Raw genomic sequence first — 25,510 nt, forward strand, 5'->3', positions numbered from 1 at the left:
GCGGGTGGGTCAGTTGCGCCAGGTGTCGGTCAGCGTGACCTTGCCGTTGGCGGGGACCGCGGCGGAGCGGTTGGCTCCGCTCTCCCAGGCGACGTTCCCGGCGGCGTCCTTGCGGACGTACTTGTACGCGAAGACCGTGCCGGGCGGGAGCGTGACGTCGAGCTTCCAGACGGGGTAGGCGGCCGGGTCGAGCTTGAGCGCGGCGCCGGTGTTCCAGCTGCCGAGCTCGGCGCGGTCACCGGTGACGTAGATGTTCTGGCCGACGACGGTGGTGGCGTTGACGGCGAAGGAGGCCCCGGCGGTGGCGGTGGGCGTGGGCGTCGGGCTCGGGCTCGGGGTGGAGGTGGCGCCGCAGCCGCGGGCGCCCACGTGCAGGGCGACGGCCGTTCCGGCCGCGAGGGTGGCGGTGAACCGCCCGCCGGAGTCCACGGTCACGGCCCGCCCGCTCTGCACGTCGCAGTAGTCGCCGCCCGCGAGGGAGGTCTGGAACGTCCGGGTCAGGGCCGAGCCCTCGTGGTTGATCGCCACGTACGCCTTGGCGCCGCGCCCGAAGGCGATCTGGTCGCCGCCGTTGTCCCACCAGTCGGTGACGGCCTGGCCGCGCGCGGAGTTGCGGAAGCCGACCATGGAGGAGATCTCCCGCCAGGCGTGCTGGCACTTCCAGCCGTCGGTGTAACAGGAGTTCACGGTGCCGCCGTTGGGCGGTCCGGCGTCGCGGTCGGTCCACTCGTAGCCGGAATGCACGTCCGGGGAGCCGTAGGGCCAGGCGAGCATGAAGACATTGGCGAGCGTGTAGGCGGACCCGTTCTTGTAGCTGAGGGTGTCACCGCCGCGCTCGGTGTCGTGGTTGTCGACGAAGACGGCGGACTGCCCGGCGGGCATGTACCCCCACGCCTCCCCGAAGTTCCTCAGGTTGGCGAGGTTCTCGTTCTGGAAGACCCGCTTGAGGTCCCGCGCGTAGCGGAACTCCTGCACGTCCCCGCTCCCGAGGTACTCGCTCGGCGAGACCGCCTCGCCCGCGCCGTGGATCGCCTCCTGCTTCCAGTAGGCGTTCGGGTTCGTCATCCGGGACTTGATGGTGGCGAGGTCGGCGGCCGGCATGTGCTTGGCGGCGTCGATCCGGAACCCGTCGACGCCGAGCGAGAGCAGGTCGTTGAGGTAGGCGGCGATCCGGCCGCGCACGTAGTCCTCGCCGGTGTCCAGGTCGGCGAGCTGGACGAGCTCGCAGTTCTGCACGTTCCCGCGGTCCTGGTAGTTCGCTATCGAGGACCGGCAGTCGTCCATGTCGGCGCCGGAGTAGATGCCGGGGTAGTTGTACTTCGTGTACGAACTCCCGCCCGTTCCGGTGCCGTCCCCGGCCGCCATGTGGTTGATGACGGAGTCGGCGACGACCTTCACGCCGGCCGCGTGACAGGCATCGACCATGGCCTTGAAGGCGGTACGGTCACCGAGCCGGCCGGCGATCTTGTAGCTGACGGGCTGGTACGAGGTCCACCACTGGCTCCCCTGGATGTGCTCCCGCGGGGGCGACACCTGGACGTAGCCGTACCCGGCGGGCCCGAGGCTCTCCCCGCAGGCCTTCCCGACGGAGTCGAACCGCCACTCGAACATGACGGCGGTGACGTCCTTCTCACCTGGGGCGGCGGCCAGCGCCGGCGGAGCGGTCCCCCCGACGACGGCGAGGGCGGCCACGGCGGTGACGGCGGATACGGACAGCAGCGCGACGGCGGCTCTGACGGCGCGGGTACGGGTTGGCATGCGGGCGTTCCTCCTGGCGGAGAGGCGCAGGACCGGGTGGGGACCGGTCACGGCCGAGTTGGGGATTGCAGCGACCGTAGGTGCCAGGAGGAACGGCTGCAAGACCTTGCGCAAGAGATTGCAGAATTGTTTCGCGGAGGTACCGGCCCCACGCGACCGCGCGCGGGCCGGTCCTGTCGGAGACGGGGCCCGGTCCGGCACGTGGGGTGCCGGACCGGGCCGGTGTTCAGAAGTCCCAGCTCTGGCTGCGTGCGCCGTTGCAGGCCCAGCTGACCAGGAGCTGGCCGTTCTCGGGCCTGCCGGCCAGGATGTCGAGGCACTTTACGTTCACCCGGTTACGGATCTCGCCGCCGTTGCGGAACCACTTCTGGTGGCTGCCGCCGTTGCAGTCCCACAGGCTCACCGAGCCCTGGTCGCCCAGGTGGGGGCCGTAGATCTCCAGGCACTTTCCGTTCAGGCTGGAACGGATCTGCTCCCCGTCCCGGTACCACTGCTGGTTGGTGCCGCCGTGGCAGTCCCACGTCACGGTGGAGGCGCCGTTCTCCTGGTGGAACATGAAGACGTCGGCGCACCGTCTGTTCAAGTTGGACTTGAGGAGGGGCGCCGCGGCCTGCGCGGGTGTGCCCGTCAAGGTGGCGCCGGCCAGCAGCCCGGTGGTCGCCAGCAGAAGCATCAGTCGCCGTAGAGACCGCATGGATTCTCCTTCGTGTTGCCCTTGCGCGGGTTGCGCCGACCCCTTGTCTAGCCACCTGTCGATGTCCGGCGCCGGAACCTGGATTCCGGACATCAACAGCTGGACAAACACCACCCATCACGACTGCGGAAGGCGCAGGAAGGAAAGCCATGCCCCGCCCCGAACGCCCGCTCGACCCGGACACCGGCCCGCTGGCGCGGTTCGCCGCCGACCTTCGAAAACTGCGCGAGAAGGCGGGGCGGCCGCCCTATCGGGCCCTGGCCAAAAGGGCGCACTATTCGTCCACGACACTGTCGGACGCCGCGGGCGGGCACACCTTTCCGAGCCTTGCCGTCACGCTCGCGTACGTCGAGGCGTGCCGGGGCGACCCCCGCGCCTGGGAAGCCCGATGGCACGAGGTCGCCGCCGAGACCGCCGCGAGCGCCCAGGGCGGCGAGTCCGCGGAAGCCGGCCGGCAGGGCGCACCGTACGCGGGGCTGTCGGCGTTCCAACCGGAGGACGCCGACCGGTTCTTCGGGCGCGAGCGGCTGACCGGCGAGGTGGTCGCGAAGGTGCGTGAGCGCCGCTTCCTGGCGGTCTTCGGACCGTCCGGATCGGGAAAGTCCTCGTTGCTGCGGGCGGGGCTCGTCGCCCGCGCGCGGGCGTCGGGGTGGCCGGTGATGCTGTTCACGCCGGGCTCGCGTCCCGTGGAGGAGTGCGCCGTCCAGCTGGCCGCGCGGACGGGCGCCGCTCCCGGCGAGCTCGTCGCCGAGCTGCTCGCCGACCCGGCGGCGCTGCACCTGCGGATCAGGCAGACCGTCATCGACCGCGCACCGGACGTCGACGCGCTGATCGTGGTCGACCAGTTCGAGGAGGTCTTCACCCTCTGCGGGGAGCGGGACGAACGGGACGCGTTCATCGGCATGCTGATCGCGGCCACCACGGCGGCGACCAGCCGGACCCGGGTGGTGCTCGGCGTGCGCGCCGACTTCTACGGACACTGCGTCCAGGACTCCCGGCTGGTCGAGGCGGTGCGCGACGCGCAGATCGCGGTCGGTCCGATGAGCGGCCAGGAGCTACGGGAGGCCGTCACCCGGCCGGCGATGCTCGCCGACTGCACGGTGACCGGCCCGCTGCTGGCCGCCGTGGTCGCGGACGCGACCGGGCAGCCGGGTGCGCTGCCGCTGGTCTCGCACGCGATGGTCGAGACCTGGCGCCGCCGCAGCGGCAACCGCCTGACGCTGGACGGGTATCTGGCGGCCGGCGGCATCCAGCACGCCCTCGCACAGACCGCCGAGGCCGCCTACCGGGAGCTGTCCCCCGTCCAGCAGGACCTCGCCCGGTCACTGTTCCTGCGGCTGACCGCGCTGGGCGACGGTACGGAGGACACCAGGCGCCGCATCACCAGGGACGAGCTGGACCCGACCCCCGACACGCAATCCGTGCTCGAATCGCTCGCCCGGCAGCGGCTGGTGACGCTGGACCAGGGGTGCGTCGAGATCACCCACGAGGCGATCATCCGGTGCTGGCCGAGGCTGCGCGGCTGGCTGACCGAGGACCGGGACCGGCTGCTCCTGCACCGGCAGCTCACCGACGCGACCGCCGGCTGGGAGGCGCACGGCCACGACCCGCACGCCCTCTACCCGGGGGCCCGGCTGGCCGCGGCGCTGGACCTGGACGCCGCGGACGGCAGCCGGCTGACCTCCAGGGAGCGGCGCTTCCTCGACGCCGGCCGGGCGGCGCAGGCCGGCGAGATGGCGGCGGTCCGCAGGCGGACGGTCCGCCTGCGGCAACTCGCCACGCTCCTCACGGTCCTGGTGGTCATCGCGGCGACCTCGGGCGGGCTGGCCGTCGACTCGCGCGACTCGGCCCTCCGGCAGCGCAACGTGGCCATCGCCCGCAAGGCCGCCGCCGACGCGGCCGAGGTGCGGCCGCGGGATCCCGCCCTCTCGGCGCAGCTGCATCTGGCCGCGTACCGGCTGGCGGCCACCGGAGACGTCCGCGATCAGCTCATGAGCGCGTTCCCGACGCCGTACACGAGCCGGCTCACCGGCCACACCTCCGACGTGGTCTCGGTCTCCTTCGCCCCCGGGAGCCCGGTCCTGGCCACCGCGAGCTGGGACCGCACGGCCCGGCTGTGGGACGTACGGGAGCCCCATCACCCCGTACAACTGGCCGTCGTGAACCAGCCGGAGCGGCTGATGTCGGTGGCGTTCGGTGCGGGCGGCCGGGTCCTGGCCACGGCGAGCGAACGCTCGGTGCGGCTGTGGGACGTGACGGACCGGCGGGCGCCCGCCGAGCTGAGCCTGCTGCCGGACCAGGGGTCCGGGCCGACCTGGGTGGCGTACGGCCCGGACGGCATCCTGGCCACCGGCCACGCCGACGGCACGGCGCGCCTGTGGAAGGCGGACGACCCCCGCCACCCCCACCTCCTGGCCACCTTGCCGGGCCACACCCACACGGTCACCTCGGTGACGTTCGGCCCGGACGGCCGCACGCTGGCGACCACCGGCGACACCACCGTCAGGCTGTGGGACGTCACCGACCCCGCGGATCCCCTCCCCCTGGACGTCCTGCGCGGGCACACGGACACGGTGACCTCGGCCGCGTTCAGCCCGGACGGCCGCACCCTGGCCACCGGGAGCTGGGACCGCACCGCGCGGGTATGGGACCTCGCGCGCAAGCAGCCGCGGGCCGTTCTGCCCGTCCATCCGGCGATCGTCTGGTCGGTGGCCTTCGCCCCGGACGGCTCCACCCTCGTCACGGTCGGCGGGGCCACGCAGTTCTGGGACGTCGCCGGCCCGGCGACCCCGAAGCGGACCAGCACGATCCAGGGCGGTTTCTACCAGGCCGCGTTCAGCCCGGACGGGCGCATCCTCGTCACTACCGGCGAGGACGCCGCCGTCCGCGTCTGGGACGTGACCGATCCCCGCACACCGCGCCTGACATCGGTCCTCTCCCCCGGCGGCGGCGAAGTCGGCGGCGCCGGTTTCGCCGCGAACGGCCGCCTGCTGGCCGTCTGGGCCCTGGGCACGGCCGGACTCTGGGATCTGACCGACCCCGCCCGTCCCCGTCGGCTGAGCAGGATCGCCGAGGACGGCCCGGACGTCACCATGGCCTCGTTCCGTCCGGACGGCCGCACGCTGATGACGAGCAGCGGCGACTCCGGCTCCCTGCGCCTGTGGGACATCAGCGATCCGCACAGCCCCCGGGAACGACCGTCCCCGTACCGCTCCGACCCCCTGACCGGCGGCGTGTTCAGCCCCGACAACCGGAGACTGGCCGCCTTCCACCGCACGGACAGAACGGTATGGCTGATGGACATCGACACCGCCGGCCACCCGACCAGGGTGAAGCGGCTGCGCGCATCCGGCTCCTGGCTCTACCGCCTGGCATTCGACGCGGACGGCCGCCGACTGGCCGCCGGCGCCGGGGACGGCAAGGCCCTGCTGTGGGAGGTGAACGGTACGGCCACGCCCACGGTCCTCACCGGTCACGCGAACCCCGTACCGGCGGTGGCCTTCAGCCCGGACGGCGCCACCCTGTCCACCGGCGGCAACGACTTCACGATCCGCCAGTGGGACACCACCCCGGACCGGGTCACCGCCCGCGTCTGCGCCACCGCGTACCCCCGCATCACCAGAGCCCAGTGGACCCACCACTTCACGGCGCTCGCCTTCGCCCCGCCCTGCGGCGCCCACCCGTGAGCCCGGACCCCGGGCCCGGTCAGCTCCGGCGCGTCGCGCGGGTCACGCGGTCGGCCAGGGCGGCCGCGCCGGCCCCGGTGAGGTTGCCGTGGAGGCGCAGGCGGGCCAGGCCGCCGTCGGGGTAGACGTCCAGGCGGGCGTGGGTGGCGGTGGCGGGGACCGCCAGGGGGAGGCGGTGCAGGGCGTCGGGCTGGAGGGCGGTCCGGGGCAGCACCTCGGTCCACTCGGCGGCCTCGCCGTCCTTGACCGACAGGGACACCCAGCCTGCGGCGTTGCCCTTGAGGTTGGCGGTGTCGACCTCCACCGCGCGGATCTCGCTCTGCGCGGCGAGCCGGTACTCGATCCAGTCGTTGCCCTTGTCACGGCGGCGCCTGGTCTCCCAGCCGTCGTCCTGCTTCTGCGAGAGGCCCGGCATGATCGTGTTGCCGGGCGAGGAGTAGAAGCCGTCCGACGCGTCCGTCACGCTGCCGCCGTTCGCGACGCAGGCCACGTCGAAGGTGCCGAGCAGCTCCAGCCACTGCGGGTCGGGGACGACCTCGCCGTGCACACGGAGCCGGGCGATGCCGCCGTCGGGGTGCTGGTTGATCCGCAGGTGCGTCCAGCGCCGGTCCGAGTCGACGGGGAGCGCGTTGGCGGCGTGGCCGCGGACGGGGGTGCGGGGCAGGATGACCTCCCACGCGCCGTCGTCCGCCAGGAGTTCGGCGACGGAGGGCGCGCCCTCGAACGCGGCGGCCTCGACACTGACCTGCTGGGGGAAGTTGCCCCGGAAGTGGGCGGTGTCCACGACGATGCCGCGGATGACTCCGGGGACGCCGAGGCGGACCAGGGCCCAGTCGTGGTCGGCGTCCGTGGGGAAGGGGTGGCCGGCGTCGGCCCCGCGGCGGCGACGGGTCTCCCAGCCGTCCATGACCTTGCCCTTGTTCCCGTAGTCGTGGACGTCGAAGACGGCGGGGGTGCGGGAGAGGAGGTTCTCCCGGTCGGCGAAGAACTCGTCGTTGGCCGCGACGACGCCGGCGCCGAGCCGGCGGTCGGCGAGGTCGGTCAGCCGGGTGAAGGCGGCGTCGGTGCCGCGGTAGTCGGCGTACGGGTCACCGGAGACGTACGGAGCGGCGTAGGCGGACTCGGCGGGAACGGAGTGTTCGGCGGGGGAAGGACGCATGGGTGGGTGACGCCTTTCAGCTGTGTGTGCAAGGGAGTTGGGGTGACTTCGACAACTCTCACAGCTCGTGATCACTCACGTCCATCGACGCTTTTCGATCGTTCCTTTCAGTAATTCCGAACGGTTCCCTTGCTAGCCCGGCCCCTGCCCCGTGGACCCCCGGACCACCAGTTCCGGCTGGAAGACGTACTCCGTGCGCTGGACCGGGGTGCCGGCGACCGCCTCCAGGAGGGCGCCCACCGCGGCCGTGGCCATGGCGCGCACGGGCTGGCGGACCGTGGTCAGCGGGGGGGCCGTGAAGGCGATCAGCGGGGAGTCGTCGAAGCCGACCACCGAGATGTCCTCGGGGACGCGCAGGCCCCGCTCGCGGGCCGCCCGTATGACGCCCAGCGCCATCGGATCGCTGCCGCAGACGATGCCCGTGCAGCCCCGGTCCAGCAGGGCTCCGCCCGCCGCGTGGCCGCCCTCGACGGTGAACAGGGTGCGCTGGATCAGGCCGTCGGCCGCCGCCGAAGGGAGGGCGGCGACGAAGCCCGCCTCCTTGCGGGCCGACGGCACGTAGCGCGTCGGCCCGATGGCCAGGCCGATCCTGCGGTGGCCCAGGTCCTCCAGGTGGCGGACCGCCATCTCCGCCGCCGCGCGGTCGTCCGGGGAGATGAAGGGGGCCTGCACCCGCTCGTTGAACCCGTTGATGAGGACGAAGGGGACCCCCCGGGCCGCGAGCCGCTGGTAGCGGGACGGGTCGGCCGAGGAGTCCGCGTGCAGACCGGACAGGAACACGATGCCGGTGACCCCGCGCTCCTCCAGCTGCTCCACCAGCTCGTCCTCGGTGGCCCCGCCCGGGGTCTGCGTGCACAGCACCGGGGTGTAGCCGTGGCCCGCGAGGGTCTGCTCGATGACCTGCGCGAACGCCGGGAAGATGGGGTTGGTGAGCTCCGGGGTCAGCAGGCCGACCAGGCCGTTGCTGCGCCGGCGCAGCCGGACCGGGCGTTCGTAGCCCAGCAGGTCCATGGCGGCCAGCACCTTGTGCCGGGTGCCGGACGCCACGCCCGCCTTGCCGTTGAGGACGCGGCTGACGGTCGCCTCGCTGACCGCGGCCTGCGCGGCGATGTCCGTCAGCCGCAGCGGGGAGGTCATCCCCGCCACCACACCGCCGTGTCGGCCGGCAGCTCCGACGGGTCGGGCAGGGGCCCGCTCGCCAGCAGTACGGTGCCCGACGCGGGGATCCCTACCGGCGCGTCCGTGGTGTTGACCGTGCAGGTGAAGTCCCCCCGGCGGAAGGCCAGGACGCCCGCCGGGGCCTCCAGCCACTGGACCGCGTCGCCCGCGCCCAGCTCCGGCTGCGAGCGGCGCAGGCGCAGCGCGGCGCGGTAGAGCTCCAGGGTGGAGGCCGGGTCGCCGGTCTGCGCGGCCACGCTCAGACCCGCCCACTCGGCCGGCTGCGGGAGCCAGCTGCCGCCGTCGCCGAAGCCGTACGGGGCTTCGCCGCCCGACCACGGGATCGGCACCCGGCAGCCGTCGCGCAGCCCGTCCTGCCCGGCGCCGCGGGCGAAGGCCGGGTCCTGGCGGGCGGAGTCCGGGAGGTCGGTGACCTCGGGCAGGCCGAGCTCCTCGCCCTGGTAGACGTAGGCCGATCCGGGCAGCGCCAGCATCAGCAGCGCGGCCGCCCGCGCCCGGGCCAGGCCCTGGGCCCCGCCGCCGTAGCGCGTGACGTGGCGCACCACGTCGTGGTTCGACAGCACCCAGGTGGTCGGCGCGCCCACCGGGCGCATCGCGTCCAGGGACTCGTCGATGGTGGCGCGCAGTGCCCGGGCGTCCCATCCGGTGTTCAGGTAGTGGAAGTTGAAGGCCTGGTGCAGTTCGTCGGGCCGCAGGTACATGGCCGTCCGGTCGGCGCTGGGCGTCCAGGCCTCGGCGACGCCGATGCGGTCGCCGGCGTACTCGTCGAGGACCCGGCGCCAGGAGCGGTAGATCTCGTGGACGCCGTCCTGGTCGAAGAAGGGCAGCACCTGGTTGCCGAGCAGCTTGAGCTGTTCGCCGCGGCCGAGGTCGGGCAGGCCGGGGGCCTTGACCAGGCCGTGGGCCACGTCGATGCGGAAGCCGTCGGCGCCTAGGTCGAGCCAGAACCGCAGGATCGAGCGGAACTCGTCCTGGACGGCCGGGTGTTCCCAGTTGAAGTCGGGCTGCTCGGGCGCGAAGAGGTGCAGGTACCACTCCCCGTCGGCGACCCGGGTCCAGGCGGGTCCGCCGAAGATGGACTCCCAGTCGTTGGGGGGCTGCGTGCCGTCCGCACCCCGCCCCGCGCGGAAGTGGAACCGTTCGCGCAGCGGCGTACCGGGTCCTTCGCGCAGCGCCTGCTTGAACCATTCGTGCTGGTCGGAGCAGTGGTTGGGGACCAGGTCCACGATGATCCGCAGGCCCAGCCCGTGCGCCTCGCGGATCACGGCGTCGGCGTCGTGGAGGCTGCCGAACATCGGGTCGATGGCGCGGTAGTCGGCGACGTCGTAGCCCGCGTCGGCCTGCGGGGAGGCGTAGAAGGGGCTGAGCCACACGGCGTCGACGCCGAGGTCCTTGAGGTAGGGCAGCCGGCTGCGAATGCCTTCGAGGTCCCCCATGCCGTCCCCGTTGGAGTCGGCGAAACTGCGCGGATAGACCTGGTAGATCACCGCTTCTCTCCACCAGCCGGGCAGGGTGCCGGTGGAGGTGGGGAGGCCGTCCCACGAGGTTTCGGCGGCGAGGTGCTGGGTCATGTCGTCCTTGAAGAGGTCGGGCCGGGTGGTACGAGGGCGGGGGGCGGGGTGGTCAGCCCTTGGTCGCGCCCGCCGTCATCCCGGCGACGAGGTGACGCTGGGCGAAGAGGAAGAAGAACGCCGCGGGGATGGCGATGAGGATGGAAGCGGCGCTCATCGCACCCCAGTTGGAGGTGTACTGCGTGACGAAGGTCTGCAGGCCGCCGGCCAGCGTGAGGTGCTCGTCGCCGACCATGAAGGCGGAGGCGTAGGCGACCTCGCCCCAGGCGGTGATGAAGGCGTAGAAGCCGGTGACGGCGAGGCCGGGCTTGGCGAGCGGCAGGATCAGGCGCCAGAAGGTGCCGAAGGGGTTGAGCCCGTCGACGCGGCCGGATTCGTCGATCTCGACCGGGATGGTGTCGAAGAAGCCCTTCATCATCCAGGCGCAGAACGGCACGGCGATGGTGAGGTAGGTGATCACCAGGCCGAGCGGCTGGTTCAGCAGCCCCAGGTCTCCCATGAGGTCGTAGAGCGGGACGATGAGGATGGCCATCGGGAACATCTGCGTGATGAGCAGGGTCCACATCAGCGGCTTCATTCCGGGGAACTTGAAGCGGCTGACGGCGTATCCGGTGGTGGCGGCGATGAACACCCCGAGGACGGTGGTGATGCCGGCGACCAGGACGGAGTTGCCGAACCAGGTGAGGAAGGAGGTCGACTCCACCAGGTAGCGGTAGTTGTCGAGGGTCGGTTCCTTGACGAAGTCCGTGGAGATGGCGTGCTTCGCGGGCTTCAGCGAGGTCAGCAGGATCCACAGCACCGGGAACACGGCGATCACGGCGGCGACGGCCAGGGTGCCGTGCAGGCCGGCGGAGGCGAGCCGGGAGCGCTTGCCGCGGGGGCGCCCGGAGGGCACCTTCTCAGAGATCACAGAGTGGGTCGTCACGGTCACCACACCTCTCCCTGCTTGCGCAGCGAGCGCCGGTAGACCAGCGCGAACATCGTGAGCAGCAGGAGGATCAGTACGCCCCAGGTCGCCGAGACGGCGAAGTCGCGCGGGCTGGTCACGAACGCCTCGCGGAAGGCCTGGGTCACCAGGATCTCGGTGGAGTCGCCCGGGCCGCCCCGGGTGAGCAGGAAGATCACCGGGAACATGTTGAAGGTCCAGATGGTGGAGAGCAGGATCACGGTCATGCTGACCGTGCGCAGTCCCGGCAGGGTGATGTGGCGGAACCGCTGCCAGGGGCTCGCCCCGTCCATCTCGGCGGCCTCGTAGAGCTCGCCGGGGATCGACTGCATGCCGCCGAGCAGGGCCACCATCATGAAGGGGACGCCGAGCCAGACGTTGACGGTGATGACCGCGATCTTGGCCCAGGTGGGGTCGTCGAGCCACGGGACGGCGGAGATGCCGCCGCCTTCGAGGATCTTGTTGAGGATGCCGTTGTCGCGGTTGAAGAGGAACCGCCAGGCGAAGACGGAGACGAATCCGGGGACGGCCCAGGGCAGGATGAGCGCCATCCGGTAGGCGGCGCGTCCCTTGAACTCGCGGTTGAGCACGGTGGCGAGGCCGAGGCCCAGCGCGAAGGTGACCGATACGCAGGCGACGGTCCACGTCACCGTCCACACCAGCCGCTGCAGGAACACCGGGTCGGCGAGGACGTCGGCGTAGTTGTCGAGGCCGATGAACTGGTACGTGGCCTCGATGTGGTTCGCGCCGATGGTGCGGCCGACGTTGCGCTCGGTGGCGTCGGTCAGCGACAGGTAGACGCCGCGGACGAGCGGCCAGCCGATGATGACGCCGAGCACGAGCACCACGGGGGTGATCATGGCCCAGGCGTACCAGTGGGTGGCCAGGGCCCGCTTCAGCCCCGGGCGGTTCCTGCTGTCAGTCCTGCGGCTCCGGCCGCGGGCGGCGGGGCCGGCGTCAGGACCGGCCTCGCTGCCCGCGGCCTTCGCCACCGACTGGCTGGTGTGAGCAGCCATGGTTTCTCTACTTCCAGCCCTTGAGGATCTTGCGGAATTCGACGCCGGCCGCCTTGGCCGCGTCCTCCGGGCTCGACGCCCCGGTGATCGCCTTGGTGTATTCGACCTTGAGCGGCTCGAAGAGGGATCCGTTCTCCGGGATCCAGGCGCGCTCGACGGCCTTGTCCACGGCCGGCTTGAAGAACTGCACCATCTCGCTGGACTTGACCTCGGGCTGCTCGTAGGCGGCCGTGCGGGTCGGGAGCAGGCTCAGCTCCTTGGCGGACTGGACCTGCACCTCCTGCGAGGTCATGTAGTCGACGAAGGCGTTCGCGGCGGCGATGTTCTTGGAGCCCGCGTACACGGCGAGGTCGTGGCCGCCCTGCGGGGCGCCCGCCTTGACGGAGCCGGCCGGGACCGCGGCGATGCCGAGGTTGGCCTTGTCCTTGAACTGGTCGCCCGCGTAGCTGTCGGCCACGGCCCAGGGGCCGTTGATCATCATCGCGGCCTCGCCCGACTTGAAGGCGGTCTGCATGTTGGTCCAGCCGTCGGTGGCGTTGGTGATCGCCGCACCCGAGGTGACCAGGTCGCGGGCGGCCTTGAAGGCCTTGACGCCCGCGGCGTTGTCGACGGTGACCGTCTTGGTCTTCGCGTCGACGAGGTCGCCGCCCTCTCCGTAGATGAGGGGGAGGAACCAGTAGGAGTCGTCGCCGCGCAGGTAGAGGCCGGCCTTGCCGGTCTTGGCCTTGATGGCCGCGGCAGCGGTCTTCACCTCTTCCAGCGTCTTGGGGGGCTGGACTCCGGCGTCGGCGAGCATCTTCTTGTTGTAGAAGAGGCCCATGGTGTCGATGACCTGCGGGACGGCGTAGGTCTTGCCCTCGTACTTGCCGCTGGCGGCGGCCTGGGGCAGGAACTCGGCGTCGACCTTCTTGGCCGTGTCGGCGGGGACCTCGGCGAGGTAGCCGAGGGAGGCGAAGTCGGCCACCCAGCCCACGTCGGCGCGGATCACGTCGGGGGCCTCGGAACCGCTGCTGAAGGCGTTCTTGACCTTGTTCTGCGCGTCGCCGTACGGGACGTTGACGTACTTGACGGTCACCTTGGGGTGCTTGGCTGTGAACGCCTCGGCGAGCTTCTGGAAGGACGCCTTCTCGGCGTCGTTCGAGGTGTCCCACCACGTGACCGTGCCGGAGAGCTCCCCGTCGGCCTTGGCGCCTTCGCTGCCGTCCTTGGTGTCACCGCCGCAAGCCGTCGCCGCGAGCGCCAGAGCCGCGACCAGCGCGGTGGCCGCTATGCCACGCCGCATATGAACTCCTTCGATGATCCCGGCCGCGCCTCGCGGTCCCGAGTTGCCGAGAACGTAACAAGCCTGAAAGCCGACCGAAAGACCTTGCGGGAACTTTCTGCAAGAAGGGGTGATCGTTACATCCGTGTGTCCGGACGGTTGCCGCAGCTTGCTGTTAGTTCGAACCCTCTTCGAGTGTCCGGGCCCGCAACCAGGGGGTGCGCACACGCGTTGACCCGATATGACCCACGAGTTGACCGCCTCCCGGCTTGCAAGCGCTTCCAGCAACGCCACCGCGAGCGGCGGCTGGTGGCGCGATGCCGTCATCTACCAGGTGTACGTGCGCTCCTTCGCGGACAGCGACGGCGACGGCATCGGGGACCTGCGCGGGGTCCGCGAGCACCTGCCCCACCTGGCCCGGCTCGGGGTCGACGCGGTGTGGCTGACCCCCTTCTACGTCTCCCCGCAGGCGGACGGCGGCTACGACGTCGCCGACTACCGGGCCGTCGACCCCCTCTTCGGGGACCTCTCCGACGCCGACGACCTCATCCGCGCCGCGCACGCGCTGGGGCTGCGGGTCATCGTGGACGTGGTCCCGAACCACACCTCCGAGCAGCACGTCTGGTTCCGGGCGGCGCTGGCCGGGGAGCCCGGAGCCCGCGAGCGCTACCACTTCCGCTCCGGCCGGGGGCCCGGCGGGGAGCTCCCGCCCAACGACTGGGAGTCGGTCTTCGGCGGACCCGCCTGGACCCGGACCCCGGACGGCGCCTGGTACCTGCACCTCTTCGCCCCCGAGCAGCCCGACCTGAACTGGGAGAACCCGGAGGTCGCCGAGGAGTTCTCCGCCGTCCTGCGGTTCTGGCTCGACCTCGGCGTCGACGGGTTCCGGGTGGACGTCGCCCACGGCATGGTCAAGGCCCCGGGCATGCCGGACATCGGCCGCGGGGCGCAGGCCACCCTGATCGGCACCGAGCCGCTCCCCTTCTTCGACCAGGACGGGGTCCACGAGATCCACCGCTCCTGGCGGCGGCTGCTCGATTCCTACGAGGTCCCGCGCATCGGTGTCGCCGAGGCCTGGGCGCCCAGCTCCGAGCGGCTCGCGCTGTACGTCCGCCCCGACGAACTGCACCAGGCCTTCAACTTCCGCTTCCTGGAATGCCCCTGGGACACCCGGGCGCTGCGCACCGTCATCGACGAGTCCCTGGCCGCCACCGCCTCCGTCGGCGCCCCGACCACCTGGGTGCTGTCCAACCACGACGTCGTACGCCACCGCACCCGCTACGGCAGCCTGGACCGGGCGCGGGCGGCCGCGCTGCTGATGCTGGCCCTGCCCGGATCGGCCTACGTCTACCAGGGCGAGGAGCTCGGCCTGCCCGAGGTCACCGACCTCCCGGACTCCGCCCGCCAGGACCCGGCCTTCGCCCGGAGCGCCGGGCAGGACGGGCTGCGCGACGGCTGCCGGGTGCCGATCCCGTGGTCCGGCCAGGAGCCCCCGTACGACTTCGGGCCGGCCGGGAGCTGGCTCCCGCAGCCGGCGGGCTGGGGCGGGCTCAGCGTCGCCGCGCAGACCGGCGACCCCCACTCCACCCTGGAGCTCTACCGCGCCGCCCTCGAACTGCGCCGCGCGATGCCGGGTCTCGGGGCCGCGGAGGCCGGGGCGGGAACGGGGGTGGAAACGGCCGGGGAGACGGGGGCGGAGACCAGGGCGGAGACGGGGGCCGCGGCGGGGGCCGACGCCTCCCCCGGGGACACCGGGATGCAGTGGCTGCCCGCGCCCGAGGGGGTGCTGCTCTTCACCCGCCCCGGCTTCGCGTGCACGCTCAACACCCGCCCGGTCCCGCTCGAAATGCCCTCGCCCGGACGGCCCGTCCTGTCCAGCGCCCCGGTGGAGACGGACGGCCGCACCGTCCGGCTTCCCCCGGATTCGTGCACGTGGTGGTCATGGTGAACGCGCGACCGGTACAGTCCAATCTCGTGACCGCACGGCTAGCCGACATCGCAGCCCAGGCGGGGGTCAGCGAAGCCACAGTCAGCCGCGTGCTCAACGGCAAGCCCGGTGTGGCCGCAGGCACCCGTGAATCCGTGCTGGCCGCGCTCGACGTGCTCGGGTACGAACGCCCCGTACGGTTGCGCCAGCGCAGCGCGGGACTCGTCGGCCTGATAACCCCCGAGCTCGACAACCCCATCTTCCCGGCGCTCGCCCAGGTCATCGGCCAGGCGCTGACCCGGCAGGGCTACACCCCGGTACTGGCCACGCAGACGCCCGGCGGGTCCACGGAGGACGAGCTGACGGAGATGCTGGTCGACCGCGGGGTCTCCGGGATCATCTTCGTCTCCGGGCTGCACGCGGACACCACGGCCGACATGGGCCGCTACGACCAACTCCGCGGGCAGGGCGTCCCGTACGTCCTCATCAACGGCTTCTCCGACAAGGTGCAGGCCCCCTTCGTCTCCCCCGACGACCGGGCCGCGATGCAGCTCGCCGTGACCCACCTGACCGCGCTCGGGCACACCCGGATCGGGCTGGCCGTCGGACCCAAGCGGTTCGTGCCGGTGCTCCGCAAGATCGAGGGCTTCCGCCTCGGCATGAAGGAGCGGCTCGGACTCGGCGAGGAAGAGGTCGAGGAGCTGATCCAGCACTCCCTCTACACGCTGGAGGGCGGGCAGGCCGCCGCGTCGGCGCTGATCTCGCGCGGCTGCACGGCGGTGGTGTGCGCGAGCGACATGATGGCGCTCGGCGCGATCCGGGCGGCCCGGCAGCAGGGCCTGAAGGTCCCGCAGGACGTGTCGGTGGTCGGCTTCGACGACTCCCCGCTCATAGCGTTCACGGACCCGCCGCTGACGACCATCCGCCAGCCCGTGCAGGCCATGGGCCAGGCCGCGGTACGGACCCTGCTGGAGGAGATCGGCGGTACGCCGGCCCCGCACAGCGAGTTCGTCTTCCTGCCCGAACTGGTCGTCCGCGGCTCGACCGCCTCGGGCCCCCAACAGGGCCGCGGGGCCGCACGCCCCTGAGGGCCGCCCCTGCCGTTCCCCCTAGGGACGCAAGGCCTCCGGTCCTCCCGAAGACGGAGAGGCTGCGGCCAAGACCGTCCCAAGGGATGATCGAAGGCGAGTACGCCATCTGGCAGACTCTTTTCCTATGGGTGAAGCGAGCGTGAAGACACTGGATACCCGGACGGACGTCTCGTCATCCCCCGTGACCGAGAGCCAGGACCGCCCGGAGTCGTCCCAGGGCGCCGGGCTCTCCAAGCTCCGCGTCCCCCGACGACCCCGGATCTGGTTCGAGGTCCTGCTGATCGCGGTCAGCTACTGGACGTACTCGCTGATCCGCAACGCCGTACCCGAGCAGAAGGCGGCCGCGCTCGCGAACGCCGACTGGATCTGGAACGTGGAGCGGTCGCTCGGCATCGCCGTCGAGGAGAGGGTCAACCACGCCGTCAATTCGGTGACCTGGCTCGTGGTGGGCATGAACTACTACTACGCCACGCTCCACTTCGTCCTGACCATCTGCGTGCTGGTCTGGATCTACCGCTTTCATCCCGGGCGTTACGCGGCCACCCGGCTGGTCCTCTTCGCCACCACGGGCGTGGCCCTGGTCGGCTACTACTTCTACCCGCTCGCGCCGCCCCGGCTGATGAACGGGCAGAACTTCATCGACACGGTGCTGGTCCACCACACCTGGGGCTCCATGGCCTCGGGCAACCTCAAGCACATGTCGAACCAGTACGCCGCGATGCCCTCCATGCACATAGGGTGGTCGCTCTGGTGCGGGCTGACGATCTTCGCGGTCGCCTCCGCCCCCTGGGCCCGGATCCTGGGCCTGCTCTACCCGACGGCGACGCTGATCGTGATCGTGTCCACCGCCAACCACTTCTGGCTCGACGCCGTCGGCGGCATGCTCTGCCTGGCCTTCGGCTACGCCGTCTCCCGCGCCTGGTACGGATCGCTCCCGCACCGGCTGCCGCGCCGGCCCGTGGAGACCGGCCGCCACCCGGTGGCGGCGGCCGTCCTGAACCATCCGGCACTGGCCCGCTTCCAGCGCTGAGCCGAACGGCGGATTCCGGCCCCGCTCAGCGGGCCCACCACCTGCGGAGTCCACCCCCCAAGGCCGGTCCCGGATCCACGACGCCCGGCAGCCGCGACGCCACGGTCGAGCCATCCGGATCGATGCGCTCCAGCGCTCCCGTGAGGGTCCTCACGTAGGTCTCGTCAGCAAGGATGCGGACCCCGGCGAAGGGGTGGACCAGCCGTTCTCCCCCGGCCAGGATCCGGCGCAGCAGGGGCGCCACCGAGGCGGCCGGGGCCCCGATCTCCCCGAGGCGAAGGACTGCCTCCTCCGTCGGCAGGGCGGGCCGCCCCGTCCAGGTCGGGTCCACCTCCGCCGACAGCACGGCAATGGCGGGCTCCGGGTCCCCGGTGATCCTCCAGTACGCGTACGCCGCGGCGACCCGGGTCCACGCACCGGGCGATTCCATCAGCTCGCGCACGGTGTCCGCGTGTGCCGTGGCCGCCGGGCCGAGATCGGCGAGGAAGGGCAGGCCGTGGCCACTGCCCCCGGACCTCACGGCGGCTCCGCACACGTCCAGGGCGAGGGTGTCATCGCCCGTGACCCTCCAGTGCGCCCAGGCGGCCAGCCTCGGGTGGTGACGCCCGGCCCCGGGGGCGCGGCCGGTGGCGTACGCGGCCAGCCGGTCCGCGGCGCCGAAGGCCGGGGGGCCGATCCGGCCGAGGACGCGCAGGGCGTCGTAGGTGTGAGGGCTCCCCAGGTACCCGGTCACCTCGGGCACGGCGGGTGCCGCGGCCGGCCCCCAGGCTGCGAGGAGTTCCAGGGCGAAGGTGCTCGCGTGGGACCGCGCGGGCTCCTCCCGCAGGCCGGGCAGCAGCGCGGGGAGCAGCTCCTCGGCGGGCAGCGCGGCCACGATGCGGGCGCGGGCGCGGTCGTGGGGAAGCCCGCCGTCCTTCGCGAGGCGCCGCAGAGCGGGCAGCGCCCGGACGTCGCCCATCCCCGCAAGGGCGAGGGCGAGCACTGCGATGGAGTGCCCGGAAGCCCGTACGAAACCATCGAGCAGCCCGCCGAGCGACTCGGCGATCAGATCGGCGTGCCCCGAGACGGCGGGGCCGGCCTGGGCCGTCGCGGCGTTCGCATCCCAGTTCGCCTCCCCGTCGCAGACGGCCGTGACCACGGCTTCCCAGCACCACGCTGCCGGGCGGCGCTCGTGGAGCACGGCCCGGGCGGCGGAGTTCAGGGTTCTCACGCGCGGATCATGCCATGCGCATGCCCGTGCCCGGCCGGCCGGTGCGGTGGCGGGGGTCCGTCAGCCCGACACCGCCCGGTGGGTGATCCGGCCGCCCGACATCGTGAGCCGGACCGGTGCCCCGGCCAGTTCGTCCGCCGGGGCGGAGACCGGGTCCAGGCCGAAGGCCGTCAGGTCCGCGCGGAAGCCCGGTGCGATCCGGCCCGCTACCGCTCCTTCCCCGGCCGCCAGGGCGGCGTGCGAGGTCATGCCCTCCAGGGCCATCAGCCCGCTCAGGGCCGCCCCGGTCCAGGCTCCCGTACCGGCCGAGGCCGCGCCGCGCGGGTCACGGGCGGTGGCCAGGACCTGGCGGGCGTCGTAGTGGGCGATGGGCCAGTCCGAGCCCAGGGCCAGGATCGCGCCGGCCTCGCGCAGGTCCCGGCAGCGCCAGGCGCGGCCGGCCCGCTCCTCCCCCAGCCGCTTGGACCACTCGTCGCTGTGGTCGGCCCGGGTGTACGCGGTGTGCGGCGGCTGCATCGAGGCGATCACCCCGAGCTCCGCGAACCGCTTCAGCTGGCCGTCCGGGATCGTCTCGATGTGCTCGATCCGGTGCTTCGTCCGGCCCCGCGGGCCCAGGGACTCCACGGTGTCCAGGACGTGCCGGACCGCCGCGTCCCCGATGGCGTGGGTCGCGGTGCGCACCCCGGCCGCGTCGAGGACCCGTACCGCCTCGGCGTAGGCCTGCGGATCGGGCCAGAAGGCGTCGGTGCCCCGGCCGTGGCAGTCGGCGTGCTCCAGCCAGGCCGTGCCGCCCTCGACGGTGCCGTCCATGAAGAACTTCACCCCGCCGACCTTCCAGTGCCGGCCCGCGAGCCGCTGGAGCTCGATCAGTTCCGCCAGGTCCTCGCCGGTGGCGCCGGGCATGCACCAGGGCGAGAGGTTCAGCCGCAGCGGCAGGTCGCCCTCGTACTCGACGGTCGCCAGCAGGGCCGGTACGTCCCCGCCGCCGAGGTCCATGACGTGGGCGCCGGTCAGACCGGTGGCCGCCATGTCGGAGAGCAGCCCGGTGAGGCGTTCCCGGCGCTCGCCGTACGCGGGCTTCGGCGCGAGCGAGCCGACCAGGTCCATCGCGGCGTGTTCGACGAGGTGGCCGGTGGGCCGCCCGTCGGAGTCGCAGACGATCTCGGAACGCTGGGCGAAGGCGCGCGGGCCAGTGATCCCGGCGGCGGCCAGGGCCGCGCCGGAGGCGAGCGCGGAGTGGCCGTCGTAGAGGCGCAGGAAGGCGGGGGCCCCGGCGAGGACCTCCTCGATCAGGGCCTTGTCGACGGGGCGGCCGCCGAAGGCGTTGTGGTCGAGGCCGAAGCCGGTGACCCAGCCGCCGGGGCCCCGGTCGGCGGTGCGCAGCGCTGCGCGGAGCTGGTCGAGGTCGGTGACGGCGGAGAGGTCGGTGCCGGTGGCCATCTCGATGCCCCAGACGGGGTGGCTGTGGGCGTCGGTGAGGCCGGGGGTGAGGGTGGCGCCGCCGAGGTCGACGGTCTCGGTGCCGGGGCCGCGCCAGTCGCGGACGTCGGCCTCGTCGCCGACGGCGACGATCTCGCCGCCGAGGACGGCCACCGCGCGGGCCTCGGGGCGGGCGGGGTCGAGGGTGCGGACGCGGGCTCCGGTGAGGACGGTGTCGGCAGCGGGCACGGCTCTGCTCCTTGCGGGGGTTCGGGCTGGTCGGGCGGGGGGGCGGGTCGGGCTGGTCGGGCAGAAGGGGCTTTACGGTGCTGCGGGCTCTGCGGACGCTACGGGCGCCGCGGACTCCCCGTGCGCCGCGGGTGCCGCGGGTGTCGCGGGTGACGCGGGTGTCGCGGGCGCCGCGGGTGTCGCGGGCGCCGCCGGTGCCGCCGGTGACGCGGGTGTCGCCGGCGCTGAGGCCGCGGCTGCCCCGGTCGGCTCCTCCGCGAAGCGGGCGTAGACCTCGGGCCGACGGGTCTTCAGGCGCTGGGCGAGGGCCAGCCCGGCGAGGAAGACGGCGGGTACGAGGGCCACGAGGACGGTGTTGACGGTGGTGGAGGCCGCGGTGAAGAGGGCCACCTTGGAGACGACCAGGCAGATCGCGACGGCCAGCAGCACCGCGGCGACGACGGGCGCGATCAGGGTCCGCCAGGGCCCCTCGTCGTGCCGGACGCGGCGGAAGTAGACGGGTACGGCGACGGCGGCGAGCAGCATCAGGGCCATGAGGCCGATCATGCCGGGGGTGTTCACCCAGAGCAGCAGCTGCTGGTACGGGTCGGCTCCGGCGAGGGCGAAGCCGAGGACGACCACGGCGCCGAGGGCGGTCTGCGCGGCGCCGGCGAGGTACGGGGAGCCGTGGCGCGGGTGGATCCGGCCGAGGGCGGCGGGCAGGACGCCCTCCTCGGCGAGGGCGAGCGCGTACCGGTTGATGGCGTTGTGGAAGGCGAGGAGGGAGGCGATGACGCTGGTGACGATGAAGACGTGCATCAGGTCGGCCGCCCAGGGGCCCACGTAAGTGGTGATGGCGGTGAAGAAGAGGCCGGCGGGGTCCTCGGAGGCCGCGGCGAGGACTTCCTCGGATCCGAAGGCCTGGATGACGGTCCAGACGATGAAGGCGTAGAAGAGGCCGAGGAAGGCGACGGCGATGTAGGTGGCGCGCGGGATGGTGCGGTCCGGGTCGCGGGCCTCGCGCCGGTAGATGACGGTCGATTCGAAGCCGGTGAACGCGGCGAAGGCGAAGGCCAGGACCGCCGCGGTGCCGGGGACGAGGACCGCGCCGGGGGTGAAGGAGCCGAGGGAGAGGCCGTGGGCGCCGCCCTCCAGCAGGACGCCGCCCGCGAGCAGGACGAGGATTCCGGTCTCGGCGACGAGCAGGACGCCGAGCAGCTTGGCGCCGAAGTCGATGGAGCGGAAGCCGCCGTACCAGATGAGGAGGAGGCCGGCGAGGGAGACGGGCAGCCAGGGGATGTCCAGGCCGGCGAGGGCCCGCCCGGTGTCGGCGGTGGTGGTGCCGAGGAGCCCGTAGACGCCGATCTCCATGCCGTTGTAGCCGATGAGGGCGAGCAGGGCGGCGCCGATGCCGACGCGCTTGCCGAGGCCGCGGGCGATGTAGGCGTAGAAGGCGCCGCCGCTGCGGACGTGGCGGCTCATGGTGGTGAAGCCGACGGCGAAGACCGCGAGGGTGAGGCCGGCGAGGAGGTAGCCGGCGGGGGCGCCGATGCCGCCGAGGAGGATCGCGACGGGGGCGACGCCGGCCATGACGGTGAGCGGGGCCGCGGCGGAGACCACGAAGAAGTTTTGACGTACGGGAAGACCTGACGGCGGGAGAAATACGATGGCGCGGCCGCGCACTCCACTGCTCGACCGGGAGCGGATCGGCGCTGCCGCCCTGCAACTGCTGGCCGAGCAGGGCGAGTTCAGCGTCCCCCAGATCGCCCGGGTGCTCGGGGTGCAAACGGGATCGCTGTATCACCATGTGGACGGCCGGGCCGGGGTGATCGAGCTGATCCGGGAGCGGGTGTGCGCCGGGATCGACGGCGGCCCGCTGTCCTCGGCGGAGCCCTGGGACCGGTCCCTGGAGGCCTGGGCCCGCTCGTACCGGGCCGCCTTCGCCGCCTACCCGCGGGCGATCCCGCTGCTGATGACCACCCCGGTACGGGCCCCCGCGGTGCTCGCGCAGTACGAACGGGCGGTGGCCCTCCTGCTGCGGGCCGGCTTCGCCGCGGAGCGGGTGATGCCGCTGCTCACGGGGCTGGAGAACCTGGTCCTGGGCTCGGCCCTGGACCTCGCGGCCCCGGACGCCATGTGGGAGCCGACCCCGGGCACCCCGCTCCTCGCCCGGGCCCTGGCCGCCCAGGGCCCGGGACGCGCGGAGGCCGCCTTCGAGGTGGGCCTGACGGCGTTCCTCGCGTACGCGCGGGCGCTGCGTACGGCTTGAGCAAGTGCCCCCCGCCCAGGTGAGTATGCGTACTCACGCGCCGGGCCCGGCATGATCAGAGACTGTCCGCATGACCCGAACGCATGGCTCCACCAGCACCTTCGCCCGCTCCTCCCGTCGGCCGCTGCTCCCCGTCGCCCTGACGGCCCTCGCCGTACTGGCACTCGGCGCGTGCGGCACCGCGAAGGCGACCGAGGGCGGCGGCGAGCCGGCGGCGCAGGCCACGGCGTCCGCACCCCCCGCGCCGGCGGCAACCATGGGAAGCCTGTCCTCCCCGGCCCTCGCCGAGATCCAGGCGCACATCGCGCAGTCGTGCCCGGCTGCCGGCACCCGCCAGGAGGGGCCGCCGAGCCCGCAGCCGGCACCGCCCGGCGAGGAGGCGCAGGGCCCGGGAATCGTGCCGATCGCGCCCACGGCGGGGCCCATGGTGGAGTTGGACACCCGCGACTGGTGCGCGGGCGTCAGCCACGAGCAGCAGGTCTACCTGGCCGTCGAGAAGATCGCGAAGCCCACCCCGGTCAAGGTCAGGGCGGCCCTGAACGCCGCCGGCTACCCCGACGAGCGCATCCACGACCTCAAGCAGGCCGGTGCGACCACGCACTTCTCCCTCGACCTCCGCGAGAACGGCGGACGGCTCTGCGTGCGGGGTGCGGTGGGCGGCGGCGAGGAGGCAGTCGTGGACAAGTGCGTCGCCCCGGCGACCGGACCGTTCGCGGCCGGGGGCACGCAGTACTGACCTGCGGGGGCGCGGACACGCGCCGCTCGCCCGGTGGCGGGACAATGGGGGCGGGAAAGGAACGCGTCTGCCCTCGTGGAGAGGCGGGACCCTCGTGGTGGAGTACATAGCCGTGACCGCCCTGAGCCATGTCGGGCTGGTCCGTGCGCACAACGAGGACAGCCTGGTCATCGGACCGTGGACGTTGTGCGGGACCACGACCCGCAGCCCCCAGACGCTGATGTTCCCCCTCGGCCGACCACTGCTGGTCGCGGTCGCGGACGGGCTCGGCGGGCAGCCGGCCGGTGAGGTCGCCAGCGAGCTGGTCGTCCGGGAACTCGCCCTGCTCGGCCCCACGCTGGACGGCGCCGAGGCGGTCGAGGACGCGCTCAACCTCTGCAATCGCGCGGTGCACTCCGCCGCCGAAGGCCGTCCGGAGCTGACCTCGATGGGGACCACGGTCGCCGGGACCCTGGTCATGCCGGAGTCGCTGCTGTCCTTCAACGTCGGCGACAGCAAGGTGTTCCAGGTGACCGCCGACGGACTGCGCCAGGTCAGCGTGGACGACAGCCCGCCGCCACTGCCCGGGCACCGCACGACGTCGGCCGTCACCCAGACCCTCGGCGGAAGCCGCGCCGAACACGTCCTGACCCCGCACGTGGCGACCTTCCCGCTGGCGACGGGCGACCGCTACCTGGTGTGCACCGACGGCCTGACCGACCCGGTGCCCGACGAGGCCATCGACGAGGTGCTGCGGGCGCACGACGACGGCAAGGCCGCCTTCGAGCTGTGGCGGGCCGCCATCGAGGCGGGCGGCCCCGACAACATCACGCTCGCACTGGTGCGCATCGGCGCCTGAGTCGGCCTAGTTCAGGGCGGCCGCGGCCGCCTCCCGGCGCTTCGCCTCGTCGTACGCCTCGCGCGCCCGCTGCACGTCGTCCATCCGCACCCCGGTCCAGTGGGCGAGGGCGCGGACCCGCTCGGCGGCCTCGCGGCCCAGCGGGGTGAGCGAGTAGTCGACGCGGGGCGGGATGACGGGCTTGGCGTCGCGGTGCACGAAACCGTCGCGCTCCAGCGTCTGCAGGGTCTGGGTCAGCATCTTCTCGCTGACCTTGGCGACCGACCCGATCTCCCGGCGCAGTTCGCTGAACCGGTACGAGCGGTCGAGGAGGGCGTCCAGGACCAGGACGCCCCAGCGGCTGGTGACGTGCTCCAGGACGAGCCGGTGCGGGCACAAGGCCTCGGCCTGGACCCACTTCTCGCGCATCTCACTTACTCCCATGCCAGTACCTTACTTCAAAGTGGGTACTGCCGTTTGGTTAGTGTCCCCCGTACGGTGAGTACACAGCCCGGAAAACGGGGAGCAAGGTCCAGATCCAGGAGTGAAGCCGCCATGAGCATCGTCGTCACCGGAGCCACCGGAGCCCTCGGCCGTCTCGTCATCGACGAGCTGCTCGCCCGAGGCGTCCCCGCCGGGGAGATCGCCGCCGTCGTCCGCGACAAGGAGAAGGCCGCCCCGCTCGCCGCGCTGGGCGTCGAACTGCGCATCGCCGACTACAGCGCGCCCGAGACCCTCGCCGGGGCGTTCCGCTCCGGCGACCGCGTCCTGATGATCTCCGGGAGCGAGGTCGGACAGCGGGTGCCCCAGCACGCCGCCGCGATCGACGCGGCGAAGGCGGCCGGGGTGGCGCAGTTCGCGTACACCGGCATCCTGGGCGGTCCCGACGCGGACTTCGACCTGGCCGCCGAGCACCGGGCGACCGAGGAGCTGATCCTCGCCTCCGGCCTGCCGTACACCTTCCTGCGCAACGGCTGGTACACCGAGAACCACACCGGCAACCTGGCCCCGGTGCTCGCGCACGGGGCGGTCCTCTCCAACGCGGGCGAGGGCCGGGTGGCCTCGGCGGCGCGGGCCGACTATGCGGCGGCCGCCGCGGCCGTGGTGACCGGGGAGGGCCACCTCGGCCGGGCGTACGAGCTGAGCGGCGACGTCGCGTGGTCCTTCGCGGAGTACGCGGCGGCGGTGGCGGAGGCCACCGGCCGGGAGATCGCGTACAACGCCGTGACCCCCGAGGCCCACCACGCGGTCCTCACCGGCGCGGGCGTCCCGGCGCCGTTCGCCGCGATCCTGGTCGACGTGGACCTCGCCATCGAGCGCGGCCGCCTGGCCGGCACCTCCGGCGACCTGTCCCGCCTGATCGGCCGCCCGACGACCCCGCTGGCGGTGACGGTCGCGGAGGCGGTGACCGGCGCGCGCAGCGCGGGCTGAAAACTCGCGAGACGCAACGGCTCGCCTCGCGTTACCCTGGCCTCATGGGTTCGTACGCGTACTACTTCTTCCGCTGATCCGC

Annotated in this window: 20 protein-coding genes; 8 read left to right on the top strand and 12 right to left on the bottom strand. The window is 72.7% G+C overall.

The genetic code is table 11. The features are described from left to right. Positions 1 to 9: 9 nt before the first annotated feature. Both OG435_RS14340 and OG435_RS14345 read right to left on the bottom strand, forming a co-directional pair. On the bottom strand, positions 10 to 1,758 hold the full coding sequence (locus tag OG435_RS14340; protein WP_266877209.1) for a carbohydrate-binding module family 20 domain-containing protein: 1,749 nt from the start codon (positions 1,756 to 1,758) through the stop codon (positions 10 to 12). A 226-nt stretch (positions 1,759 to 1,984) separates the two neighbouring features. Continuing rightward, positions 1,985 to 2,452, bottom strand: coding sequence for an RICIN domain-containing protein (locus OG435_RS14345; protein ID WP_266877210.1), 468 nt, complete (start codon positions 2,450 to 2,452; stop codon positions 1,985 to 1,987). A gap of 149 nt (positions 2,453 to 2,601) precedes the next feature. On the opposite strand from OG435_RS14345, the gene OG435_RS14350 reads away from it, so the two are divergent. Next, entirely contained in the window at positions 2,602 to 6,138 is a 3,537-nt protein-coding gene (locus OG435_RS14350; protein WP_266877211.1) for a hypothetical protein, read from the top strand. 19 nt (positions 6,139 to 6,157) lie between these two features. Here the strand turns inward: OG435_RS14350 and alc are convergent, their stop codons facing one another. The 6 genes from alc to OG435_RS14380 form a co-directional block, all read right to left on the bottom strand. Next, complete coding sequence (alc, locus tag OG435_RS14355) at positions 6,158 to 7,297, bottom strand: allantoicase (RefSeq protein WP_266877212.1); 1,140 nt, start codon at positions 7,295 to 7,297, stop codon at positions 6,158 to 6,160. Positions 7,298 to 7,429: 132 nt separating this feature from the next. Beyond that, complete coding sequence (locus tag OG435_RS14360) at positions 7,430 to 8,434, bottom strand: LacI family DNA-binding transcriptional regulator (RefSeq protein WP_266877213.1); 1,005 nt, start codon at positions 8,432 to 8,434, stop codon at positions 7,430 to 7,432. After that, on the bottom strand, positions 8,431 to 10,047 hold the full coding sequence (locus OG435_RS14365) for a glycoside hydrolase family 13 protein (protein WP_266877214.1): 1,617 nt from the start codon (positions 10,045 to 10,047) through the stop codon (positions 8,431 to 8,433). Before OG435_RS14365 ends, OG435_RS14360 begins: the two co-directional genes overlap by 4 nt. Before the next feature lie 52 nt (positions 10,048 to 10,099). Beyond that, positions 10,100 to 10,978, bottom strand: a complete 879-nt coding sequence (locus tag OG435_RS14370; protein WP_430625631.1) for a sugar ABC transporter permease — start codon at positions 10,976 to 10,978, stop codon at positions 10,100 to 10,102. Next, on the bottom strand, positions 10,975 to 12,009 hold the full coding sequence (locus OG435_RS14375; RefSeq protein WP_266877216.1) for a carbohydrate ABC transporter permease: 1,035 nt from the start codon (positions 12,007 to 12,009) through the stop codon (positions 10,975 to 10,977). Before OG435_RS14375 ends, OG435_RS14370 begins: the two co-directional genes overlap by 4 nt. Positions 12,010 to 12,016: 7 nt before the next feature. Next, complete coding sequence (locus OG435_RS14380) at positions 12,017 to 13,291, bottom strand: extracellular solute-binding protein (RefSeq protein WP_266877217.1); 1,275 nt, start codon at positions 13,289 to 13,291, stop codon at positions 12,017 to 12,019. A 220-nt stretch (positions 13,292 to 13,511) separates the two neighbouring features. Between OG435_RS14380 and OG435_RS14385 the strand changes: the two genes are divergently transcribed. The 3 genes from OG435_RS14385 to OG435_RS14395 all read left to right on the top strand — a co-directional run bounded on the left by OG435_RS14385 (position 13,512) and on the right by OG435_RS14395 (position 17,318). Then, positions 13,512 to 15,218, top strand: a complete 1,707-nt coding sequence (locus OG435_RS14385) for a glycoside hydrolase family 13 protein (RefSeq protein WP_266877218.1) — start codon at positions 13,512 to 13,514, stop codon at positions 15,216 to 15,218. Positions 15,219 to 15,244: 26 nt separating this feature from the next. Then, positions 15,245 to 16,285 carry a LacI family DNA-binding transcriptional regulator gene (locus OG435_RS14390; RefSeq protein ID WP_266877219.1) on the top strand — a complete coding sequence of 347 codons (1,041 nt, stop codon included), beginning with the start codon at positions 15,245 to 15,247 and terminating at the stop codon, positions 16,283 to 16,285. A 127-nt stretch (positions 16,286 to 16,412) separates the two neighbouring features. Continuing rightward, entirely contained in the window at positions 16,413 to 17,318 is a 906-nt protein-coding gene (locus OG435_RS14395) for a phosphatase PAP2 family protein (RefSeq protein ID WP_266877220.1), read from the top strand. A 25-nt stretch (positions 17,319 to 17,343) separates the two neighbouring features. Here the strand turns inward: OG435_RS14395 and OG435_RS14400 are convergent, their stop codons facing one another. From OG435_RS14400 to OG435_RS14410, 3 genes are all read right to left on the bottom strand, one after another. Beyond that, positions 17,344 to 18,528 (bottom strand): hypothetical protein, encoded by a 1,185-nt coding sequence (locus OG435_RS14400; RefSeq protein ID WP_266877221.1) that lies wholly within the window; start codon positions 18,526 to 18,528, stop codon positions 17,344 to 17,346. 60 nt (positions 18,529 to 18,588) lie between these two features. Further along, positions 18,589 to 20,196, bottom strand: coding sequence for an amidohydrolase (locus tag OG435_RS14405; RefSeq protein ID WP_266877222.1), 1,608 nt, complete (start codon positions 20,194 to 20,196; stop codon positions 18,589 to 18,591). Positions 20,197 to 20,268: 72 nt separating this feature from the next. After that, positions 20,269 to 21,858 carry an APC family permease gene (locus tag OG435_RS14410; RefSeq protein WP_266877223.1) on the bottom strand — a complete coding sequence of 530 codons (1,590 nt, stop codon included), beginning with the start codon at positions 21,856 to 21,858 and terminating at the stop codon, positions 20,269 to 20,271. Between OG435_RS14410 and OG435_RS14415 the strand changes: the two genes are divergently transcribed. The 3 genes from OG435_RS14415 to OG435_RS14425 all read left to right on the top strand — a co-directional run bounded on the left by OG435_RS14415 (position 21,842) and on the right by OG435_RS14425 (position 24,018). After that, positions 21,842 to 22,444 carry a TetR/AcrR family transcriptional regulator gene (locus OG435_RS14415; protein WP_266877224.1) on the top strand — a complete coding sequence of 201 codons (603 nt, stop codon included), beginning with the start codon at positions 21,842 to 21,844 and terminating at the stop codon, positions 22,442 to 22,444. The genes OG435_RS14410 and OG435_RS14415 overlap by 17 nt on opposite strands. 70 nt (positions 22,445 to 22,514) lie before the next feature. Beyond that, positions 22,515 to 23,180 carry a hypothetical protein gene (locus OG435_RS14420; protein WP_266877225.1) on the top strand — a complete coding sequence of 222 codons (666 nt, stop codon included), beginning with the start codon at positions 22,515 to 22,517 and terminating at the stop codon, positions 23,178 to 23,180. A gap of 97 nt (positions 23,181 to 23,277) precedes the next feature. After that, positions 23,278 to 24,018: a PP2C family protein-serine/threonine phosphatase gene (locus OG435_RS14425; RefSeq protein ID WP_266881739.1), complete on the top strand. Its 741-nt coding sequence runs from the start codon at positions 23,278 to 23,280 to the stop codon at positions 24,016 to 24,018. A gap of 6 nt (positions 24,019 to 24,024) precedes the next feature. Here the strand turns inward: OG435_RS14425 and OG435_RS14430 are convergent, their stop codons facing one another. Beyond that, the gene (locus tag OG435_RS14430; RefSeq protein WP_266877226.1) at positions 24,025 to 24,441 is read right to left on the bottom strand and encodes a winged helix-turn-helix transcriptional regulator; all 417 of its coding nucleotides are present in this window, start codon (positions 24,439 to 24,441) and stop codon (positions 24,025 to 24,027) included. Between the two features lie 111 nt (positions 24,442 to 24,552). Here OG435_RS14430 and OG435_RS14435 point away from each other — a divergent pair, with 111 nt between their 5' ends. Further along, complete coding sequence (locus OG435_RS14435) at positions 24,553 to 25,428, top strand: NAD(P)H-binding protein (protein WP_266877227.1); 876 nt, start codon at positions 24,553 to 24,555, stop codon at positions 25,426 to 25,428. The last annotated feature ends 82 nt before the right edge of the window (positions 25,429 to 25,510 follow it).

Origin of the sequence: Streptomyces sp. NBC_01264, from assembly GCF_026340675.1 — a bacterium.
Lineage (GTDB): Bacteria > Actinomycetota > Actinomycetes > Streptomycetales > Streptomycetaceae > Streptomyces.